At 69.6% G+C, this 18,758-nt stretch carries 20 protein-coding genes; 3 read left to right on the forward strand and 17 right to left on the reverse strand.

From position 1 onward, the window contains the following. Positions 1–6: 6 nt before the first annotated feature. Genes rng through AC3A6B_RS12540 form a run of 8 tightly spaced genes read right to left on the reverse strand, consistent with a single transcriptional unit; the run spans position 7 to position 6,840 of the window. Positions 7–1,533 (reverse strand): ribonuclease G, encoded by a 1,527-nt coding sequence (gene rng, locus AC3A6B_RS12505; protein WP_487837027.1) that lies wholly within the window; start codon positions 1,531–1,533, stop codon positions 7–9. Between the two features lie 4 nt (positions 1,534–1,537). Beyond that, entirely contained in the window at positions 1,538–2,143 is a 606-nt protein-coding gene (locus tag AC3A6B_RS12510) for a Maf family protein (RefSeq protein WP_487837028.1), read from the reverse strand. Further along, on the reverse strand, positions 2,140–2,607 hold the full coding sequence (gene rlmH, locus AC3A6B_RS12515) for a 23S rRNA (pseudouridine(1915)-N(3))-methyltransferase RlmH (protein WP_093107651.1): 468 nt from the start codon (positions 2,605–2,607) through the stop codon (positions 2,140–2,142). The genes AC3A6B_RS12510 and rlmH overlap by 4 nt, the downstream gene beginning before the upstream one ends. Next, the gene (gene rsfS / locus AC3A6B_RS12520; protein WP_487837029.1) at positions 2,604–3,257 is read right to left on the reverse strand and encodes a ribosome silencing factor; all 654 of its coding nucleotides are present in this window, start codon (positions 3,255–3,257) and stop codon (positions 2,604–2,606) included. The genes rlmH and rsfS overlap by 4 nt, the downstream gene beginning before the upstream one ends. Continuing rightward, on the reverse strand, positions 3,257–3,877 hold the full coding sequence (nadD, locus tag AC3A6B_RS12525) for a nicotinate (nicotinamide) nucleotide adenylyltransferase (protein WP_487837030.1): 621 nt from the start codon (positions 3,875–3,877) through the stop codon (positions 3,257–3,259). Before nadD ends, rsfS begins: the two co-directional genes overlap by 1 nt. Beyond that, the gene (hemF, locus tag AC3A6B_RS12530; RefSeq protein WP_487837031.1) at positions 3,868–4,782 is read right to left on the reverse strand and encodes an oxygen-dependent coproporphyrinogen oxidase; all 915 of its coding nucleotides are present in this window, start codon (positions 4,780–4,782) and stop codon (positions 3,868–3,870) included. The genes nadD and hemF overlap by 10 nt, the downstream gene beginning before the upstream one ends. A gap of 5 nt (positions 4,783–4,787) precedes the next feature. After that, positions 4,788–6,089 carry a phosphoribosylamine--glycine ligase gene (gene purD, locus AC3A6B_RS12535; RefSeq protein WP_487837032.1) on the reverse strand — a complete coding sequence of 434 codons (1,302 nt, stop codon included), beginning with the start codon at positions 6,087–6,089 and terminating at the stop codon, positions 4,788–4,790. Between the two features lie 25 nt (positions 6,090–6,114). Next, the gene (locus AC3A6B_RS12540) at positions 6,115–6,840 is read right to left on the reverse strand and encodes a YebC/PmpR family DNA-binding transcriptional regulator (protein ID WP_487837033.1); all 726 of its coding nucleotides are present in this window, start codon (positions 6,838–6,840) and stop codon (positions 6,115–6,117) included. Positions 6,841–7,121: 281 nt separating this feature from the next. Here AC3A6B_RS12540 and AC3A6B_RS12545 point away from each other — a divergent pair, with 281 nt between their 5' ends. From AC3A6B_RS12545 to AC3A6B_RS12555, 3 genes are read left to right on the forward strand one after another with little or no spacing between them, the layout of a single operon-like run. Continuing rightward, on the forward strand, positions 7,122–8,153 hold the full coding sequence (locus AC3A6B_RS12545; RefSeq protein ID WP_487837034.1) for a chorismate transformation FkbO/Hyg5 family protein: 1,032 nt from the start codon (positions 7,122–7,124) through the stop codon (positions 8,151–8,153). Positions 8,154–8,168: 15 nt separating this feature from the next. Beyond that, positions 8,169–8,966, forward strand: a complete 798-nt coding sequence (locus AC3A6B_RS12550; RefSeq protein WP_487837035.1) for a lysophospholipid acyltransferase family protein — start codon at positions 8,169–8,171, stop codon at positions 8,964–8,966. After that, positions 8,933–9,709 carry a glycosyltransferase family 2 protein gene (locus AC3A6B_RS12555; RefSeq protein ID WP_487837036.1) on the forward strand — a complete coding sequence of 259 codons (777 nt, stop codon included), beginning with the start codon at positions 8,933–8,935 and terminating at the stop codon, positions 9,707–9,709. The genes AC3A6B_RS12550 and AC3A6B_RS12555 overlap by 34 nt, the downstream gene beginning before the upstream one ends. Positions 9,710–9,714: 5 nt before the next feature. Here the strand turns inward: AC3A6B_RS12555 and fabG are convergent, their stop codons facing one another. Genes fabG through AC3A6B_RS12600 form a run of 9 tightly spaced genes read right to left on the reverse strand, consistent with a single transcriptional unit; the run spans position 9,715 to position 18,756 of the window. Then, positions 9,715–10,446 (reverse strand): 3-oxoacyl-ACP reductase FabG, encoded by a 732-nt coding sequence (gene fabG, locus AC3A6B_RS12560; protein WP_487837037.1) that lies wholly within the window; start codon positions 10,444–10,446, stop codon positions 9,715–9,717. Next, positions 10,443–10,913 (reverse strand): hotdog family protein, encoded by a 471-nt coding sequence (locus AC3A6B_RS12565; protein WP_487837038.1) that lies wholly within the window; start codon positions 10,911–10,913, stop codon positions 10,443–10,445. The genes fabG and AC3A6B_RS12565 overlap by 4 nt, the downstream gene beginning before the upstream one ends. Continuing rightward, positions 10,910–11,665 (reverse strand): class I SAM-dependent methyltransferase, encoded by a 756-nt coding sequence (locus tag AC3A6B_RS12570; protein WP_487837039.1) that lies wholly within the window; start codon positions 11,663–11,665, stop codon positions 10,910–10,912. Before AC3A6B_RS12570 ends, AC3A6B_RS12565 begins: the two co-directional genes overlap by 4 nt. Next, positions 11,662–12,501 carry a polysaccharide deacetylase family protein gene (locus tag AC3A6B_RS12575; protein WP_487837040.1) on the reverse strand — a complete coding sequence of 280 codons (840 nt, stop codon included), beginning with the start codon at positions 12,499–12,501 and terminating at the stop codon, positions 11,662–11,664. The genes AC3A6B_RS12570 and AC3A6B_RS12575 overlap by 4 nt, the downstream gene beginning before the upstream one ends. Continuing rightward, complete coding sequence (locus tag AC3A6B_RS12580) at positions 12,501–14,891, reverse strand: MMPL family transporter (RefSeq protein WP_487837041.1); 2,391 nt, start codon at positions 14,889–14,891, stop codon at positions 12,501–12,503. The genes AC3A6B_RS12575 and AC3A6B_RS12580 overlap by 1 nt, the downstream gene beginning before the upstream one ends. Continuing rightward, positions 14,888–15,484 (reverse strand): LolA-related protein, encoded by a 597-nt coding sequence (locus AC3A6B_RS12585; protein ID WP_487837042.1) that lies wholly within the window; start codon positions 15,482–15,484, stop codon positions 14,888–14,890. The genes AC3A6B_RS12580 and AC3A6B_RS12585 overlap by 4 nt, the downstream gene beginning before the upstream one ends. Further along, positions 15,462–16,436: a lysophospholipid acyltransferase family protein gene (locus AC3A6B_RS12590; RefSeq protein ID WP_487837043.1), complete on the reverse strand. Its 975-nt coding sequence runs from the start codon at positions 16,434–16,436 to the stop codon at positions 15,462–15,464. The genes AC3A6B_RS12585 and AC3A6B_RS12590 overlap by 23 nt, the downstream gene beginning before the upstream one ends. Beyond that, a complete protein-coding gene (locus tag AC3A6B_RS12595; protein ID WP_487837044.1) occupies positions 16,433–18,121 on the reverse strand; it encodes an AMP-binding protein in 1,689 nt (562 codons plus the stop codon). The genes AC3A6B_RS12590 and AC3A6B_RS12595 overlap by 4 nt, the downstream gene beginning before the upstream one ends. Further along, positions 18,118–18,756 (reverse strand): COG4648 family protein, encoded by a 639-nt coding sequence (locus AC3A6B_RS12600; RefSeq protein WP_487837045.1) that lies wholly within the window; start codon positions 18,754–18,756, stop codon positions 18,118–18,120. Before AC3A6B_RS12600 ends, AC3A6B_RS12595 begins: the two co-directional genes overlap by 4 nt. Positions 18,757–18,758 lie beyond the last annotated feature (2 nt).

Here is an 18,758-nt window from a genome sequence, read left to right on the forward strand (position 1 = left end):
GGCCGGCTAGAGCAGCACGATGTCGTACTGCCCCTGCCCCATCGCCGGCTCCGCCTGCAGCGAAATCGGCTTGCCGATGAAATCGCTGAGCCCGGCGAGATGCTGGCTCTCCTCGTCGAGAAAGAGCTCGATCACCTGCGGCGACGAGACGATGCGGAACTCGCGCGGCGTGAACTGGCGCGCCTCGCGCAGGATCTCGCGCAGCACGTCGTAGGCCACGCTGCGCGCGGTCTTCACGATGCCTTGTCCGTTGCAGGCCAGGCAGGGCTCGCAAAGCATGTGGGCCAGCGATTCGCGCGTGCGCTTGCGCGTCATCTCGACCAGGCCCAGCTGCGAGAAACCGCCGGCCGTGGTCTTGACGCGGTCGCGCGCGAGCTGCTTGCGGAACTCGGCCAGCACCTGCTCGCGGTGGTCGTCGCGCGCCATGTCGATGAAGTCGACGATGATGATCCCGCCCAGGTTGCGCAGCCGCAGCTGCCGCGCGATGGCCTGCGCGGCCTCGAGGTTGGTCTTGAAGATGGTGTCGTCGAAGTTGCGCGCGCCGACGAAGCCGCCGGTGTTCACGTCGACGGTGGTCAGCGCCTCGGTCTGATCCACCACGAGGTAGCCGCCGGACTTCAGGTCGACGCGGCGGCCCAGCGCCTTGGCGATTTCCTCGTCGATCGAATAGAGGTCGAAGATCGGCCGCTCGCCCTTGTAGAGCTGCAGCTTGCCGGCCGCCTGCGGCATGAACTCGAGGCCGAACTTGAGCAGCAGCTCGAACTGCTCGCGCGAGTCGATGCGGATGGTCTGCGTGTCCTCGCTGGTCATGTCGCGCAGCACTCGCTGCAGCAGGCTCAGATCCTGGTGCAGCAGCGACATCGGCGGCATGCGCGACGACAGCTCACGGATGCGCGACCAGGTCTTGCGCAGGTAGGCGATGTCCTCGGCCAGCTCGGCATCGCTCGAGTCCTCGCCGTTGGTGCGCAGGATGAAGCCGCCGGTGTTCGCGGGCAGCACCCCGCCGCCGTCGGCCGCGGCGGCAGCCTCGATCAGCACCTGCATGCGCGTGCGCAGCGCATCGCGCAGGTCCGGCGGGATCTTCTGCGAGACGCCGACATGGTTGTCCTGCGGGAGGAAGACCAGCAGCCGGCCGGCGATGCTGATCTGGGTCGACAGCCGTGCGCCCTTGGTGCCGATCGGGTCCTTGATCACCTGCACCAGGAGCGACTGCCCTTCGAACACCTGCTTCTCGATCGGCACCACCGGCCCGCCGTTGCGGCTGTCGCGTTCGGGCTGAGCCGCGCTGGGCCGCGAGCCGGGCGTGAAAGGCGCCACGATGTCGGCCACGTGCAGGAAGGCCGTGCGGTCGAGCCCGATGTCGATGAAGGCCGACTGCATGCCGGGCAGCACGCGCGAGACCTTGCCGAGATAGATGTTGCCGACCAGCCCGCGCTCGAGCGTGCGCTCCACGTGCAGCTCCTGGACGGCGCCGTGCTCGACCAGGGCGACGCGCGTCTCCTGGGGGGACCAGTTGATCAGGATGTCTTGCATGTTTTTAGAGTCTGAAGCCGGCCCGGCGCAGCAGCTGCGCCGTCTCGAACATCGGGAGACCCATGATGCCCGAATGCGAGCCGCTGATGTGCTCGACGAAAGCTGCGGCCCTGCCCTGGATGGCGTAGGCGCCGGCCTTGCCCATCGGTTCGCCGGTGGCGACGTAGTCGGCGATGCGCGACTTGGCGACGGCGGCGAAGCGCACACGCGACACGCTGAGCGCCGAATGCCGCCGCTTGCCATGCTGCAGCGCGATCGCCGTCAGCACGCGGTGGGTGCGCCCGGACAGCAGCGCGAGCATGCGCTCGGCGTCCCGCTCGCCCTCGGGCTTGGCCAGGATGGTGCGGCCCAGGGCGACGGTGGTGTCGGCGCACAGCACGGGCGCCGGCGGCAGGCCGAGGCGCTTGTGCCGCGCCACGGCCGCATCGAGCTTGAGCGCGGTGACCCGCTGCACGTAGGCCGTCGGCGATTCGCCCGGCAGCTCGTGTTCCAGCGACTCGGTGTCTTCGTCCGGCCCCGCCAGCAGCAGTTCATGGCGAATGCCGAGCAGTCCCAGCAGTTGCGCGCGCCGCGGACTCTGCGACGCGAGGTAGACGAAAGACGAGTTCATTCGCGGTGATAAGGATGCCCGGCGTTGACCGACCAGGCGCGGTAGAGCTGCTCGACGAGCAGCACGCGCGCCATCGCGTGAGGCAGCGTCAGGTCCGACAGGCGAATGCGTTCGTGCGCCGCGGCCTTGAAGGCGGGGTCCAGCCCGTCGGGGCCCCCGATCACCAGCGCGACGTCGTCGCCCTCGCCTTGCCAGGCCTGCAAGCGGGCAGCGAGCGCCTTGGTGGTGAGCGCGGTGCCGCGCTCGTCCAGCACCACGATGCGCATGCCCTTGGCGATCGCGGCTTCGATGCGCTCGCGCTCGGCCGCGTAGAGCGTTTCGAGCGTCTTGGAGCCGCGCGGTTCGGTCTTGACCGCACGCAGTTCGAGCTTGAGTTCGGGCGGAAAACGCTTGGCGTAATCGTCCCAGGCGGTCTGCGCCCAGTCGGGCATGCGCTGCCCGACCGCGACCACCAGCAGTTTCATGACCGCGACGATGCGGTCTTGCGCGGCGCCTTCTTCGCCGCCGGCGCGGCCTTCTTCGAGGCTGCGGCCTTCTTCGCAGGCGCCTTGTTCACGACCATCGTCTTGACCGGCGTCTTCCGGGCGGCGGTCTTCTTGGCCGCAGGCTTTGCCTTGGCTGCCTTGGCGTCCTGTTCGGCCGCCCGGATCGCCGTCTTCGCCGCGCTGGAGCGGCGCAGCGAGGTGCTGTTCTTGGCCGCGGGCGCCTTGTCCTCGCTCGCCTTGGCGGGGGCGGCTGGCTTGGAAGCGCCCAGCCTGGTGCGCACCGGCTTGTCGCCCCAGATCTCTTCGAGGTGGTAGTACTGCCGGATCGCCGGCTGCATGATGTGCGCGACCGCGGCGCCGCAGTCCACGATGATCCACTCGCCGTTGTCCTCGCCCTCCACGCGCGGCTTGCTGAAGCCGGCGTCCTTCACCGCATCGCGCACGCTGGCGGCCAGCGCCTTGGTCTGGCGGTTGGAGGTGCCCGAAGCGACGATCACGCGCTCGAAAAGCGGCGAGAGATGCTCGGTGTCGAATACCTGGATGTCCTGCGCCTTGACGTCCTCGAGGCCGTCGATGATGGCTCTCTGGAGTTTCTGGGTGTCTTTCTTGGCGGCGGCTTCAGTGTTCATCAGGCGGATCGATAGAGATGGTGTTGGTCAATATAGCGTGCAACCGCCGGCGGAACCAGACGAGAAAAGTCGACGCTCGTCGCGGCGCGGGTCCGGATGTCGGTCGCGCTGACGTCCATCGGCGCGAGTTCGAGCGTTTCGACGCGCGCACCGGACGGGAGGGGAGGCAGGATTCTAGGGCCTGCGGGACCGGCAGAGCCCGCGCTGCCTGCGCGATACGCTACGGAAACGATAGCAATCGACAAAATCTCCTGCCAGCCGTGCCATTGCGGCAACGAAGCGGCCTGGTCGGCGCCCATGATCAGCACCAGTTGGGCCGCGGGCTGCTCCTGCTGCAGCTCGCGCAAGGTGTCGAGCGTGTAAGTGGGGCCCGGGCGCAGCGTTTCGCGCGCGTCGATCACCGTGCGCTCGAAGCCGCCGAAGGCCAGCCGCGCCATCGCGAGGCGGTGCTCGGCCGCGCTCAACGCCCGCTGCTTGTGCCAGGCGTCGCCGGTCGGGAAGATGCGCAACTCGGCCAGATTCAGCTGCGCCAGCGCGGCCTCGACCAGCGCGACATGCGCGTTGTGGGGCGGATCGAAGGCGCCGCCAAAGACGCCGATGCGGGGCCCGCTCACAGCCATTCGCGCCGCACGATGAAATCGCGGTAGAGCGCGGCCTCGGGCGTGCCGGGCTCGGGCGCCTGGCGGTACGCCCAGCTCGCGAGCGGCGGCATCGACAAGAGAATCGACTCGGTGCGGCCACCCGACTGCAGGCCGAAGTGCGTGCCGCGGTCCCAGACCAGGTTGAATTCCACATAGCGACCACGGCGATAGAGCTGGAACGTGCGTTCGCGCTCGCCCCAGGGCATGTCGCGGCGCCGCTTCACGATCGGCAGGTAGGCCGGGAGAAAGGCGTCGCCGACCGCGCGCAGCATCGCAAAACTCTGCTCGAAACCGAGCTCGGCGAAATCGTCGAAGAAGATGCCCCCGATGCCGCGCTGCTCGTTGCGGTGCTTCAGGAAGAAATACTCGTCGCACCAGGTCTTGAAGCGCGGGTACTTGTCGGCGCCGAAAGGCGCCAGCGCATCGCGGCAGGCGCCATGGAAATGCACCGCGTCCTCTTCGAAGCCGTAGTAGGGCGTCAGGTCCATGCCGCCGCCGAACCAGCACACGGGCTCGCCGCCCGCCGGCAGCGCGGCCAGCATGCGCACGTTCATGTGCACGGTGGGCACATAGGGGTTGCGCGGGTGGAACACCAGCGACACGCCCATCGCCTCGAAGGGGGCGCCAGCCAGCTCGGGGCGATGCTGGGTGGCCGAGTGCGGCAGCTTGTGGCCGCGTACCTGCGAAAAGCCGCAGCCGGCGCGCTCGAACAGTGGACCCTCTTCGAGGATGCAGGTCAGGCCGCTCCCCTGCAGCGGCTCGCCCGGCTCCTTGCGCCACTCGTCGCGAAGGCAGGCAGTGCCGTCGGCCGCTTCGAGCGCGCCCACGATGCGTTGCTGCAAACCCCGCAGGTAATCGCCGACTGCTTGTGGATCCTCGCGCATCAGCCTTAACCGCGCGCGTGGACGGCGCGGTGCCCGATGTCCTTGCGGTATTGCGCGCCGTCGAACTGGATGCGCGCCGCGACCGCATAGGCGCGCTGCTGCGCCTGCTTGACGCTGTCGGCCAGCACGGTCACGCAGAGCACGCGCCCGCCGCTGGTCCTGAGTTCGCCGTCTTCGATCGCGGTACCCGCATGGAACACGACGGCATCGGGCGCCTCGGGCGGAATGCCCGTGATGCGGTCGCCCTTGCGCGGCGCGAGCGGATAGCCGTGCGCCGCCATCACCACGCCGAGCGCGACGCGGCGGTCCCAATCGAGCTCGACCTGGTCCAGCGTGCCGTCGGTGGCGTGCCAGAACACCTCGAACAGGTCGGACTTGAGCCGCATCATGATCGGCTGGGTCTCGGGGTCGCCCATGCGGCAGTTGAATTCGAGCGTCTTCGGATGGCCCGCGGCATCGATCATGAGGCCCGCGTAGAGGAAGCCGGTGAAAGGAACGCCGTCTTTTTCCATGCCGCGGATGGTCGGCAGGACGATCTCGCGCATGGCGCGCGCATGCACCTCGGCCGTGACCACCGGAGCCGGCGAGTACGCACCCATGCCGCCGGTGTTGGGACCCTGGTCGTCGTCCAGCAGACGCTTGTGGTCCTGGCTGGTGGCCAGCGCAGTGACGTTGCGGCCGTCGCACAGCACGATGAAGCTGGCTTCCTCGCCCTGCAGGAACTCCTCGATCACGACGCGCGGCGAAGCCTTCCCGTCTTCGCCCTCGTTGTGCGTGATGCCGAGCTTGTTGTCCAGCAGCATGAAGTCGATGGCCTCGTGCGCCTCCTCGAGCGTCATCGCCACCACCACGCCCTTGCCTGCGGCCAAGCCGTCCGCCTTGACCACGATCGGCGCGCCCTTTGCATTCACGTAGGCGTGCGCGGCCGCGGGATGAGTGAAGGCCTCGTACTCGGCCGTCGGGATCTTGTGGCGCTTCATGAAGGCCTTGGAAAAAGCCTTGGAGCTCTCCAGCTGCGCCGCCGCCTTGGTGGGCCCGAAGATGCGCAGGCCGTGCGTGCGGAATTCGTCCACCACGCCGGCCGCCAGCGGCGCCTCGGGGCCGACCACGGTCAGCGCGATCTTTTCCTTCAGCGCCCAGGCGCGCAGCGCGGCGGGCTCGGAAATGTCGATGCACTCGTAGCGCGAATCCGCGCGCGTGCCGCCGTTGCCAGGTGCCACATAGACCCGGCTGACCCGAGCGGCCTGCGCCAGCCGCCACGCCAGCGCGTGCTCGCGGCCCCCTCCTCCAATCACCAGTACCTTCATTCGCAGGCTTTCATGGGCGCTTTCCTCATTCGGAGAGCGCTGCGTTGTGATAGACATCCTGCACGTCGTCCAGGTCCTCGAGCACGTCGAGCAGCTTCTGCATCTTCGCGGCGTCCTCGCCCGTGAGCTCGATGGTGTTCTCGGCCCGCATCGTGACTTCGGCCACCTCGGGTTGCAGGCCTGCCACCTCGAGCGCGTTCTTGACAGCTTCGAAGTCGCCGACCGCGGCCAGCACCTCGATGGCGCCGTCGTCGCCGGTCACCACGTCCTCGGCGCCGGCTTCGAGCGCCACTTCCATCACCCTGTCCTCGCTGGTGCCGGGCGCAAAGACGAACTGGCCGCAGTGCTTGAACTGGAAGGCGACCGAGCCTTCGGTGCCCATGTTGCCGCCGTGCTTGGCGAAGGCATGGCGCACCTCGGCGACGGTTCGCACGCGGTTGTCGGTCATGGTGTCGACGATGATCGCGGCACCGCCGATGCCGTAGCCTTCGTAGCGGATTTCCTCGTAGTTGACGCCTTCGAGATTGCCGGTGGCCTTGTCGATGTTGCGCTTGACGGTGTCGGCCGGCAGATTGACTGCCTTGGCCTTCTCGACGGCCAGCCTGAGCCGCGGATTGCCGCTCAGGTCGCCTCCGCCGGCGCGTGCCGCGACCATGATTTCACGGATCGCACGGGTCCAGAGCTTGCCGCGCTTCTCGTCCTGCCGGCCCTTCCTGTGCTGAATGTTCGCCCATTTGCTGTGTCCGGCCATGGCTTGCTATCTCGCTATCTCGTGTTTTCAAAGCAGGTAGCGAGTTTACTGTCCGGCGCGCGCAACGCCCCGTGTCCTACAGCGAGACCATGGATGCTTTTTGGGATAATCCGCCGCTGATGCGCCAGGTCCGAACGGGCATCTTCTTGGAATCCCCAGTCAAAGCGCATGAACACCCCTACAACAACAGCCGAGCCCGCCGCGCCTCTGCACGACAGCTGCGACGTGTTCGTGATCCGCGACCTCGGGCCGCTCGCCGGCGAAAACATCGTCGAGGCCCAGTGAGCGCGCGCGATTTCAACGGGGTGCCGCCCCTGCGCGTTCAGCGGCTGTCCTTGTCGCAAAGCCTGGCCCTGCTGTCTGCCGGCAATCCGCCCTTCGGCGCGCTGGGCTACGGCACGCCCAATGACCTGGCCTGGATGCCAACGGTCAATGCGCGCGTTCTTTCGCAGGCAGGCGCGATGGCCGACGTGTGGCACGCCAGCGAACGCATCGAATCCGGCACCACCGGCGTGGTGCGCTGGCGTTGCGACGGCCACTGGATGCTGGGCGCCATCGACCTCGACGAGGCCACCGAGAAGGCGAGCCTGGCCGCCCTCGCCCAGCGGGCCTATCGCGACCTGTTCGCGTCGCTCGAGCAGACGGGTTGCGCCCACCTGCTGCGCGTATGGAACTACCTGCCGCAGATCAACGCCGACGGCGGCGGCCTCGAGCGCTATCGGCAATTCAACCTCGGCCGCCAGCAGGCCTTCTTCGACGCCGGCCAGGCCGCCTTCGAAGGCGCGCCGGCGGCTTGCGCGCTCGGCATCCACCAGGGCGCGCTGTGTATACGCTTCCTGGCGGGACGGATTGCGCCGCTGCCGGTCGAGAACCCGCGGCAGGTCTCGGCCTACCGCTATCCGCCGACCTACGGCCCGCGCTCGCCGACCTTCTCGCGCGCGGCACTGGCCGAGATCGGCGGCGGCGACGTGGCGCTCTTCATCTCGGGCACGGCGAGCATCGTCGGACATGAAACCGTGCACCCGGACGACGTCCAGGCGCAGACCCAGGAAACGCTGCGCAACCTCGGCGCGGTGATCGCGGCGGCCAATGAGCGCGCGACCACGCGCTTCGATCTGGCGGCGCTCGATTGCGTGGTGTATGTGCGCCATGTCGCCGATGCGCCGGTCGTGCGCCGGGTGCTCGAAGAAGCGCTGGGTGCGGAGGCTCACACCGTGAGCCACGCGGTCTACCTGGAAGCAGACATCTGCCGCCAGGACTTGCTGGTGGAGATCGAGGCCCATGCGGTTGCCAACGGCTCGTTGCGCGCCTGAAGGCGCGAGTACGCCATGAACCGGCTGCTGCGCTGGATTTTCTTCATTCCGCTCGCCTTGCTGCTCTACGCCCTGCTTCTGCTGCTGGGCAGCATCTCGCTGGCCTGGAACCTGGTCGCGATGCTGCTCTACCCGGTGCTGCCGGCACGCGTGGGCCGCTCGCTCGGCCGCAGGGTCATCGCCTTCGCCTACCGCTCGTTCTGGGCCACGGCCTCGGCCATCGGCATGATGCGCATCGACGCGAACTGCCTCGATGCCCTGCGCGACGAACGCGGCGTGATCTTCGTCGCCAATCATCCGACCATGCTCGACGCCCTGCTGCTGGTGGCGCGTCTGCCGCGCAGCGCCTGCATCATGAAGGCCGACCTGATGCGCAACATCTTCCTCGGCGCCGGCGCGCGTCTGGCGCGCTACATCCGCAACGACTCGGCACGGACCATGGTGCGGCTCGCGGTCGACGACCTCAAGGATGGCGGCCAGCTCGTGATCTTCCCCGAGGGCACGCGCACCGTGACGCCGCCGCTGAATGCCTTCAGGCCCGGCGTCACGCTGATCGCCAAGCTCGCGCAGGCGCCGATCCAGACCGTCTTCATCGACACCGATTCGCCCTACCTCGGCAAAGGCTGGCCGCTGTGGCGCGTGCCGCCGCTGCCGATCGTTTTCAGGCTGCGGCTCGGCCAGCGCTTTGCGCCGCAACAGGACAGCGATGCGCTGCTGCACGAGATCGAACAGTACTTTCGCCACCCCATGGAACAGCGCGCCACCGACGCGCAGCCCGCATGCCAGACGTCTCGCGCACCCACCTTGTCCTGATTCCCAGCTACAACACAGGCGAGCGCCTGTTCTCGACCGTCAGCGCGGCCCGCGCCCAATGGAGCCCGGTTTGGGTGGTGGTCGACGGCAGCACCGACGGCACCGGCGAACGCCTGCAGCAGATGGCCGCGTCCGACCCCGGCTTGCGCGTGTGGGTGCTGCCTGAGAACCAGGGCAAGGGCGCCGCCGTGCTGCACGGCCTGCGCGCGGCGCAGGAGGCCGGCTACACGCATGCGCTCACCATGGATTCGGACGGTCAGCATCCGGCCGATCTGATCCCCGCCTTCATGAAAGCCTCGCAGGCCCGGCCGGAGACCATGGTGCTCGGCCGTCCGGTGTTCGATGCCTCGGCGCCGCTGCTGCGCGTGCGCGGACGCAAACTTTCGAATGGCTGGACCCACCTCGAAACTCTCTTCGCCGGCATCGGCGATTCGCTCTACGGATTCCGTGTCTATCCGGTGCCGCACCTGATCGCGGTGATGGCGCGCCAGCCCTGGATGCGGCGCTTCGATTTCGACACCGAGGCCGTGGTGCGCCTCGCGTGGCGCGGCGTCAAGCCGGTCAACATCGACGCGCCGGTCAAGTACCTGACGGCCGAAGAAGGCGGCGTCTCGCACTTCAACTACGTGCGCGACAACCTGCTGTTGAGCTGGATGCACACGCGGCTGATGCTGGAGTTCGTGCTGCGTCTGCCCGTTCTCCTGCTGCGCCGGCTGCGGCGCGCGCCGCCGTTCCAGCGCTGAGCGGCTTAGATCATTCCACCGTTGATGGAAATGACCTGCCCCGTGATGTAGGCCGCCTCGTCACTGGCCAGAAAACCCGCCAGCGCGGCCACCTCCTCCGGCCTGCCGGCCCGCTTCACCGGCACCAGCTGGTCGATCATGGCCTTGTCGAACACGCCGTCGGCCATCGGCGAGGCGATGATGCCCGGCGCGATGGCGTTGACGGTCACGCCGCGTGCCGCCACCTCGAGCGACAGCGCCTTGGTCGCGCTGTTGAGCGCGCCCTTGGCGGCCGCGTAGTTGACCTGGCCGCGGTTGCCGGTCAGCGAGGCCACCGACGAGATGTTGAGGATGCGGCCCCAGCGCGTGCGCAGCATCGGCAGCAGCAAGGGCTGCGTGACGCGGAAGAAGCCGTTGAGCGAGACGTCGATCACCTTGTGCCACTGCGCGGCGCTCATGCCGGGCAGCACCGCGTCGTCGTGCACGCCGGCGTTGTTGACGATCACCTGCACAGGCCCGCCGGCCAGCATGCGCTCGCAGGCGGTGCGCGAGGCCTCGTCGCTCTGCAGGTCGAACACGTGGCATTCGGCCCGGCCGCCCGCGGCGGCGATGGCGGCCGCGAGCCGCTCGACGGCCTCGGGCCGCGAGTTCGCGTGCAGCAGCACGGTGGCGCCGTCGCGCGCCAGCCGCTCGGCGATGGCCGCGCCGAGGGCGCCGCTGGCGCCGGTGATCAGTGCGCGTTTTCCAGCAAGGCTCATGACAAGGCTCCCGTGGCAAGCGGCGTATTCAGCACGACCACCGCACGGCCTTCGGCCAGCGGCCTGCCTTGCGCGTCCTTCACCGCGAATTCGTAGAGGATCTGGCTGGCGTCGCCCGAGGCGCGCTGCGCATGCACATGCAGTTCGCCTTCGACCTGATCGAGGCGCTGCACGGCAAGCCGCACGTTGCGCGCGCTGGCCAGGAAGCCGGCGGAAGGCTCGCTGCCCTCCTCCGCGATCAGGCCGCCGTGCAAGGCCATGGCCTGCGCCGCGTATTCGATCGCATTCGGCGATAACAGCCCGCTGGCCGTGCGCAAGGGGTTGTCCTCGCGCCGATGCGTCGTGGCGGTGCAATGGATGGCCTGCGCGTCCCACGACACCAGGCGCTCCAGCAGGCACATGCTGCCGCTGTGCGGAATGCGCCTTGCGATGCCCGCCTGGTCGAGCTGCTGCGGCGCGGTGGTCACGCAAGCTCCCTGCGGTCGGCCACCAGCAGCACGTTGGCGAAGGGCGTGCCCTCGCTCATCGGAATGCTCTGCACCGAGAAGCCCAGGCGCTGCAGCAGCGTCGTCCAGTCCGAAAGCGGCCGGCCCCAGGTCGGCGAGACGCGATGGCCGCGGATGCGCGTGACGGTGCGGTCCACCCACTGGCTGATCGCGAAACCGCGCCGGCTGGCCATGTCGCCGACGCGCAGCAGCAGCCGCCCGCCCGGTTGCAGCGCGGCATGCACGCGCTGCAACACGCCTTCCTGCGCGGCGTGGTCGACGTAGTGCAGCACGTCGAGGATCACGACCAGGTCGCAAGCCGGCATGGCGGCCGTGCACATGTCGCCGCAGACGAAGCGCGGCGCCGGCTGCAGATGGCCGATCGAGCTCTCGGCACGCGCCACGTCCTTGGGCATCAGCTCGATGCCGGTGTAGTCGGCGGCGAGCGGCGTCCTGGGCCACGCAGACGGCCACTGGTCGGCTCGCGACTGCATCGCGGCCATCGCCGACAGCAGGCTTGCGAACAGACCCTGGCCGCATCCGATGTCGACCACGCGCTGACGGCTGTCGCCGATCAGGCCGCGTTCGACGAGGCCGCGGAACACCGGGTCGCGCCCCAGCTTGCCGCGCGCGAAATGCCAGGCGAAGTTGCCTGCCTTCCGGTACGGCGCGGTGGCCGCTTCATGCAGTCGGCGCCATGCGGCGTCTGTTGGGGTCGTTGTCTGTGAACTCATGCGGCCAATGCTTCCGGCAAGGTGACTGCGCGCAAGCCGTTCGCATGAATGCGCGCCAACAAGGGGGGCAATACCTCGAGCACGACCGGCTGTCCGGCCGCCGTGCGCGCGGCATGGCCGTCGTGAAGCAGCAGGATGTCGCCCGCCTGCAGATCGCGCGTGAGCCGTGCCAGCACGGTGGCCGCGTCGCGCTCGCGCGTGTCGAAGCCGCGGCGCGTCCAGCTCACGAGCGAAAGGCCCATGCGATGCAGCACCGGCGCAAGAAAAGGATTGCGCAGGCCCGCGGGCGCGCGAAAGCAGGTCGGCCGCTCGCTGGTCACTTCGTGCAGCACCTGCTGCGCCCGCGAGATCTCGGCCGCGAAGCCGCGCGGCCCGAGAAAGGAGAAGTTGTGCCGATGCCGCGCCGTGTGGTTCTGGATGCTGTGGCCGCGCGCCACGATCTCGCGCGCGAGGGCCGGATGCGCCAGCACACGCTCGGCGATGCAGAAGAAGGTAGCGCGCTGGCCATGGGCGTCGAGCAGGTCCAGCACCTGCGGCGTGACTTCCGGGTCGGGCCCGTCGTCGATCGTGATCGCGACTTCGCGGCGCGCGATGGCCGCCTGCGGCAGTCGCGTGACGTTCGGCCCCAGCAAGGTGCTGCGCGGCGTGAGGCCGGCGGCCGTGATCAGCGCATGGTTGAGCACGATCGCGCCGATGGCCCAGGGCGCGGCACCCGGCACCAGCACGCCCCCCGCGATGGCGAGCAGGTGCCAGCCGACGCTGGCGCGAATGATCGGCGGCCAGGGCCAGGATTCGGAGACAACAAGGGTTTGGGACATCGGCGCGGATTTTCCCATCACTGGCGGGCTGCGGAAGCGCCGGCCGGCCCGCGCGCGAACGCGGCCGACAGCAGCAGCGCGAGCAGCGCGCCGGGCGCCACCACGCGGCCGATCGCGGACAGCGCGGGGATCTCCGAGATCGCGATCAGCGTGAAGGACACCACCGTCGTGAGGTTGGCCAGCATCAGCGAGGCCAGCGTGTCCTCGTCGGCGCGCCCGGTCTCGCGCAGCTGGTCGAAGAAGAGCGCGTAGTTCGAGCCCACGGCCACCACCAGCAGCAGGCCCACGAGATGCAGGATGCCCAGCGGCACCTGCAGCACCGCCAGGCCGCCGAGCGTGAGCAACACCGCCACCAGCAGCGGCTCGCACACGGCCAGCAGCCGGCGCCCGGAGCGCAGGTAGAGGCCCAGCAGCACCACCACCGCCAGCGCACCCAGCATCACCTGCACGAAGGCCTCGTGCAGGTAGCGCCGGTAGAGGCCGCGCAGCTCGTCGCCGACGTTGACCACCTGCACCTCGGGCACGTCCGCCAGCGCCGCCGCCAGGCGACCGGCATCGAAGCGCTCGCCGGGATGCAGCGAGATCAGGGCCGACCAGCCGCCGCCCGGGCGCTGGAACATCAGCGCGTTGACCACGGCACCCAGCGGCCCGCTTTCGAGATCGGCGCGCCGGATCATGGGCTGGGCACGCGCCTTCTCGACATCGGCAAGGAAAGGCGCCAGCCGGCTCGCCGGCAGCGGCAGGCCCTGGGTCGCCTCGGCCAGCCGCGTCTTCAGGGTCGCGGCATCGGGCAGGCTGGCGATGCGCGCGGCTTGCGCGGCCTCGCTGGGCAGCAGGCGGGTGACGCTTTCAAAGCCCGCCAGTTCGCCCTGGTCCACCAGCGCTTCGAGCTTGGCGGCGGCGGCCTCGGCATTGCGCAAGGTGGCCTGCTCGTCGGCGCCGCGGACCACGACCAGCGTGCCGCCGTCGCTGGCGCCGATGTCGGCACGCAGCTCTTCGTCGAGCTGCTGCGCCGCCTTGGGCACCGGGCTCATGGCGCTCAGCTCGGCGCGCCACAGGTGGCCGCCCTGCCACAGCACCAGCGCCAGCGCAGCAGCGCCCAGGCCCACGAACACATAGCGCAGGCGCGGCAACGCACGCACGATGACGCCGGCGACCTGGGCCATCTGGCGCCGCATGCCCATGCCGGTCGCGCCGTCGGGCGCGAGCACCGGCAGCACGTGGCGCGCGACCAGCGCCGCGGCGATCAGGCCGGCCAGCGAGAACACGCCGAGCTGTGCGAGCCCGGGGAAGCCCGAGAACACCAGCGCCGCGAAGCCGCAGACCGAGGTCAGCAGGCCCAGCCGCACGGTGGGCCAGTGGATCTCGCGCCACCGCTCCCAGCCGGTCCCCGGCACCGCGGCGCCGCGCGCCTGGATCAGGTAGTAGATCGCGTAGTCGACGGTCTCGCCGATCAGCGTGCTGCCGAAGCCCATCGTGAGCCCGTGCACTTCGCCGAACCACAGGCTGACCGCCGCCGTGCCGCCGACCACGCCGGTTGCGACCGGCAGCACCGCGATCACCAGCGCGCGCGGCGAGGCGAAGGCCAGCAGCAGCAGCACGCCCATGACGATGCCGCCGACGGTGGCGAGCTTGATCGCCTCGCCCTTGATCTGGTCGCGGCTTTGCACAGAGAACACCGGCGCGCCGCTCATCTGCAGGCGCGGGGCGGCGCTGCCCATCTCGCGCGTGGCGGCGGCGAAGGCGCTGCGCACGCGCTCGACCGCGACGGCCTGCGCGTCCAGGTCGCTGCCGGCCGCATGCGTGGTCGCCAGGATCAGCGCGCGCGGCGCGCTGCGCGAGGCCCACACGCCCTGTTCGCTGCGCGGCGAGCTCGCGGGAATCAGGCCTTCGGCGATGCGCTGCGTCTCGCCGGTCGGATCGCGTTCCAGCAGCGGCTTGGTGATGTTGCCGGCCGGCGTGCCGAGCAGCGACAAGGTGTCGACGATCGCATCGCGCAAGCCGGCGACGGTGAAGCGCTCGGGAGTGACGCCGGGCGCGAGGCGGTAGCGGTTGTCGAAGAGCCAGGTGCCGGACTCCTTCCAGTCGCTGGTGTCGCCGTTCTGGACCTGGTCGAAGAGCTTGCTCTCGCGCATGGTCGCAGCCACGGCGCGCGACACCTCGGCGCGCTGCGCGGCGTCCCTGCCGCCTTCGATGCCGATGAAGAGCGTGCGCGATGCGATGCCGCTTTGCAGCTGCTCGATCAGGACGCGCTGCCGCTCGTCCGGGCTTTCGGGCAGGAAGGCCGAGAGGTCGGCGCTGAAATGGGTGCGCGCGATCAGCGCGATGCCGGCCAGGATCGCCAACAACCAGATGCCGAGCACCAGCGCGATGCGCCGCCGGCCGGGCGCGCCAGCGTGGCGCGTCACGGCGCGTTGCGCGTGGGGGTGATGCTCATCACCGAGCGATCGCCGCCGATGAACTCCATCTCGATGCCGAGCACCTCGCCCGCGCGTCCGCTCAACCGCAGCGTGCGCACCTGGGCCGCGAGCTTCTCGTCGATGGGCACGAGCTCCAGCGTCCACTTGTCGGGCGTGCCGGAGACCGAGGTGCGGAAGTAGCGCGCGAGGCTCTGGGTGTTGCCGTTCAAGGTCCCGCGCATGGCTTCGACCATGCCGAGCAGCTCGGGCATGCTGTCGAGCGTCATGGTGCGCGTGCGCCCGCCGCGCGACAGGGTCAGGGTGTTGCCATCGACCACCATCGTCTCGGGGCGCGGCGTGAGCGTGCGGCGCGTCATCTTGTCAGGCGCCTGGAAGCTCAGCGTGCCACTCGCGTCCAGCGGGCCTTCGATGCCGCGCACGAAGCGCTGTTCGGTGAAGCGCGCCTCGCCGCTCTTCTGCTTGGCGAGCAGGCCCATCAGTTCAGGAAGGTCGAAGGCCCATGCGGACGATGCGGAAAAAGCCAGCGCCGCCACGAGCCCCCTGCACCAGCGCTCAAGCCTAATCTTCGAGCCAGAAGTCATGAAAGTTGAACCAGTTGTAGGGATAGGCACGGCACAAGGCCTCGAGCCGTGCCACATAAGTTTCGAGCGCGGCGCGGATGCGGCGTTCCCGCTCCGCCGGGTCGGACACCCGCTCGCTGAAATCGGCCAGGGGTTCGAAGCGCACATCGTAGCGCGCCCCTCCCGCATAGAGCCCAGCCATGAAGAACACCTTGCGGCGCAGCAGCGAAGCGAGCCGGAACGGCCCGTCGTTGATGAGGGCCGGTTGTCCGAGAAAAGGCAGCTCGATGCTGTTGCCGCGCTGCTGCCCCCCCTCGTCCGCACCCGCCAGCGTGCGGTCGGCCAGCAGCCCCGCGAGGCCACCGCCGTCGAGCCAGTCGCGCAGCGCGAGCATCGAATGCGGCCGGCCCAGGGCGATGATGTGGGGCCGCAGACCGGGCAGGCTGATGGTGTCGAGCACCTTGGTGATCTGCTGTGCGTTGTCTTGGTACATCAACATCGCGAGCCGCAGGTCCTCGGGGTTCTGGCTCTGGTGCTTGCAGGCGCCCATCGCCTCGAAGCTGCCGATGTGCGCCCCGAGCAGGAAGGCGCCCCGCCCCGCATGCGCTTCGGCTTCGACCGGCAGGTTGCCGTAGATCCGGATGTCGAACAGATCCATGCGGCCGCGTAGGAAATAGATGCGATCGAGCACCGTCGAGGCGAAGGCATGGAGCAGCTTGTAGCCATCGGCCCATCCCGCGCGCGGGCCGATGGCGCGGAACAGGTAGCGCTTGATGTGGCGCCGCTGTGCCGGCGAAAACAGCAGGAAGTAGAGGCTGATCGGGTGCAGGATGAGGCGCGTCAGCGGCCGTCCGCAGGTGATGGCGATCCAGCAGATCACGCGCAGCGCCAGCATGTTGCTGCGCTCGGGCATGCGCGACCAGTCGGCCTGGCGCGACTTCGCGTCGCCGGCCTCGGGGGGGATGCTGCTCATGTCGTGCTGCCCGGCGTCCAGCGCCCGCTCGCGGCCAGCACGCCGGCCGCGCGCACCTCGAAGCGCAGTCCGCGCGAGGCGCCGGTTTCGGGAATCAAATCGATCACGAGCGTGCTGCCCGGGCGCACCGGCGCGAGAAACTTGGCGGCTGCCAGCGTCGGCTGCCGGCCGAGCCGCGCCGCCAGCGCCGGCACGACCTGCACGGCTTCGAGCACCTCCGACAGCAGCAGCGCGCCCGGCAGCAAGGGCTGGCCCGGGAAGTGGCCCGCGAAGGCCGGATGGTCCGGCGGCACCTCGTGCGTGAGCTGCACCGGCGTGCCGTCCGAGGCGAGCTGCGCCAGCGCAAACTCGCGCAGCGCCTTCGCCGTGAGCTTGCCCGTGCCTTCGCGCGGCAACGCCGTGACGTGCACCACGCGACGCGGCACGAACACGGCTTCGAGCCGCTCGCGCAGCGCCGCGATGATCGCGTGCGCATCGAGCGTCGGCGCCGCCACGAAGGCGACCGGCCGCACCACGCCGTCGGTCACGTCGTCGGGCAGCCAGAAGGCGCCGTCGACGACGCCCGGAATGCTGTTGAGATGGTGGTTGAGGTAGCCCAGCGAGCTGCGCCGGCCTGCCACGTGGATCAGATCGTTGGCGCGGCCCAGCAGGCGGAAGCGGCGCTCGTCGACCAACTCCAGCACGTCGGCCAGGGGCGTCGGCTCGGGAATGAAATCGCCTTCGAAGATGAAGCGCTCGCCGCCCTCGGCGTCGTGCTCGGCATGCAAGCGGATCTGGCCGAAGGTCTCCCAGATCTCGCTCTGCGTGGGCCGCCGCGTCGCGACCTGGCCCGACTCGGTGCTGCCGTAGATCTCGATCAGCATGCCGCCCGTGGCCTGCTCGGCCTGCGCCGCGAGCTGCGGCGAGAGCGGCGCGGTGGCCGAGAGGATCAGGTCCACGGGCGGCAGCGCCACGCCCGAAAGCAGCAAGGTCTTGAGGTGGAAAGGCGTGGTCACCAGCGCGCGCGGCTGCGGCACCGAAGCCAGCGCCGCCGCGACGTCGGCCGGGAAGAAAGGCCGGCCGCTGTCGAAGGCGGCGCCGCCGAGCATCGCCAGCAGCACCGAGGATTCGAGGCCATAGCTGTGCTGCACCGGCACCGTCGCGACCAGCGTGAGGCCGGACAGCGAAGAGCGACCGAGCAGGCCGGACAAGCGGCCGACCGCCGCCGCCACGTCGCCCACCAGCGTCTGCCACGACTTCGCATGCGGCTGCGGCGCGCCGGTCGAGCCGGAGGTCAGCAGGCTCACGGCATGCAGGTCGCTTGCGATCTGGGGCACGGGCTGGTCGCCCGCGTCGACCACCGGCGGCCGGTGCTCCATCAGGATGCGCGGCATGCCCGGCGTCTCGACCTGTTCCGCATCGATGATGGCGAAGGTGTGGCCGCCGGCCTCGACCAGGCGCGCCAGCGTGTCGGGCCGCGCATCGGGCGGCAGCAGGCTGGTCTCGCCGCGCACCAGGGCGGCCGCCAAGCTGACTGCGAAGGCATAGCGGTCGACGCAGAGATTGATCACCGGGCCGCCGGCCTCGAGCTCTGGCGCAAAGCGCTCGACGTCGGCCAGGAACTGGCGCGCGCTCACCGGCACGCCGTGACGCCAGGCGAACGGCGCATCGAGGTCGCGATCGGAAAGAAGCGGGATCGGATTCATCGCCGGGTGTGGGTGTCGACCGGCGCGTTGTAGAAGGCGCGCACCGTGTCGATCAGGCGGGTGCGCTCGAACTCGGGATGCAGCCGGTAGCGCAGAAGGTACTCGCCCACGAACAGCCCCGCCACCATCACCGGCGTGAGCAGGTTGGCCAGCACCGACCAGGCGGCGAAAGGCAAGAAGGCGTAGACCGCGATCGAAGCCACGGTCATGAGCGCGAAGTAGCCGCTCCAGACGCAGGTCACCCGCGCGGTGTAGGCGCGCATGGCCGGCGACAGCGGGTGGATGCGCGCGGCGAACTGGCCGATCAGCGACAGGCGGTCGCCGCGCAGCGTGCTGCCGAACCATCCGCACAGCAAGGCGTTGATGCCCGCATGCTGGAACACATAGAGCCGATTGGGGTCCCCCGCCTCGCCGCGCAGCACCAGCGCGAAGCCGATCACGCCGACGGCGCCGGCCGCCGCAAGGCCCCAGGCGCCGAAACGGCTACCGGCCAGGCCCAGCGCCGCCAGCCACAGCGGTGCGAGCAGCAACCCTACCGCCCAGGGCTCGGCGGCGTGGAACAGCATCATCCAATGGGAAACGCCGGCATAGGCCACCCCCGCGAGCAGCAGGAGCGCCATGCGCCATCGAGACATGG

The sequence above is a fragment of the Variovorax sp. Soil_C_33 genome (assembly GCF_057656935.1).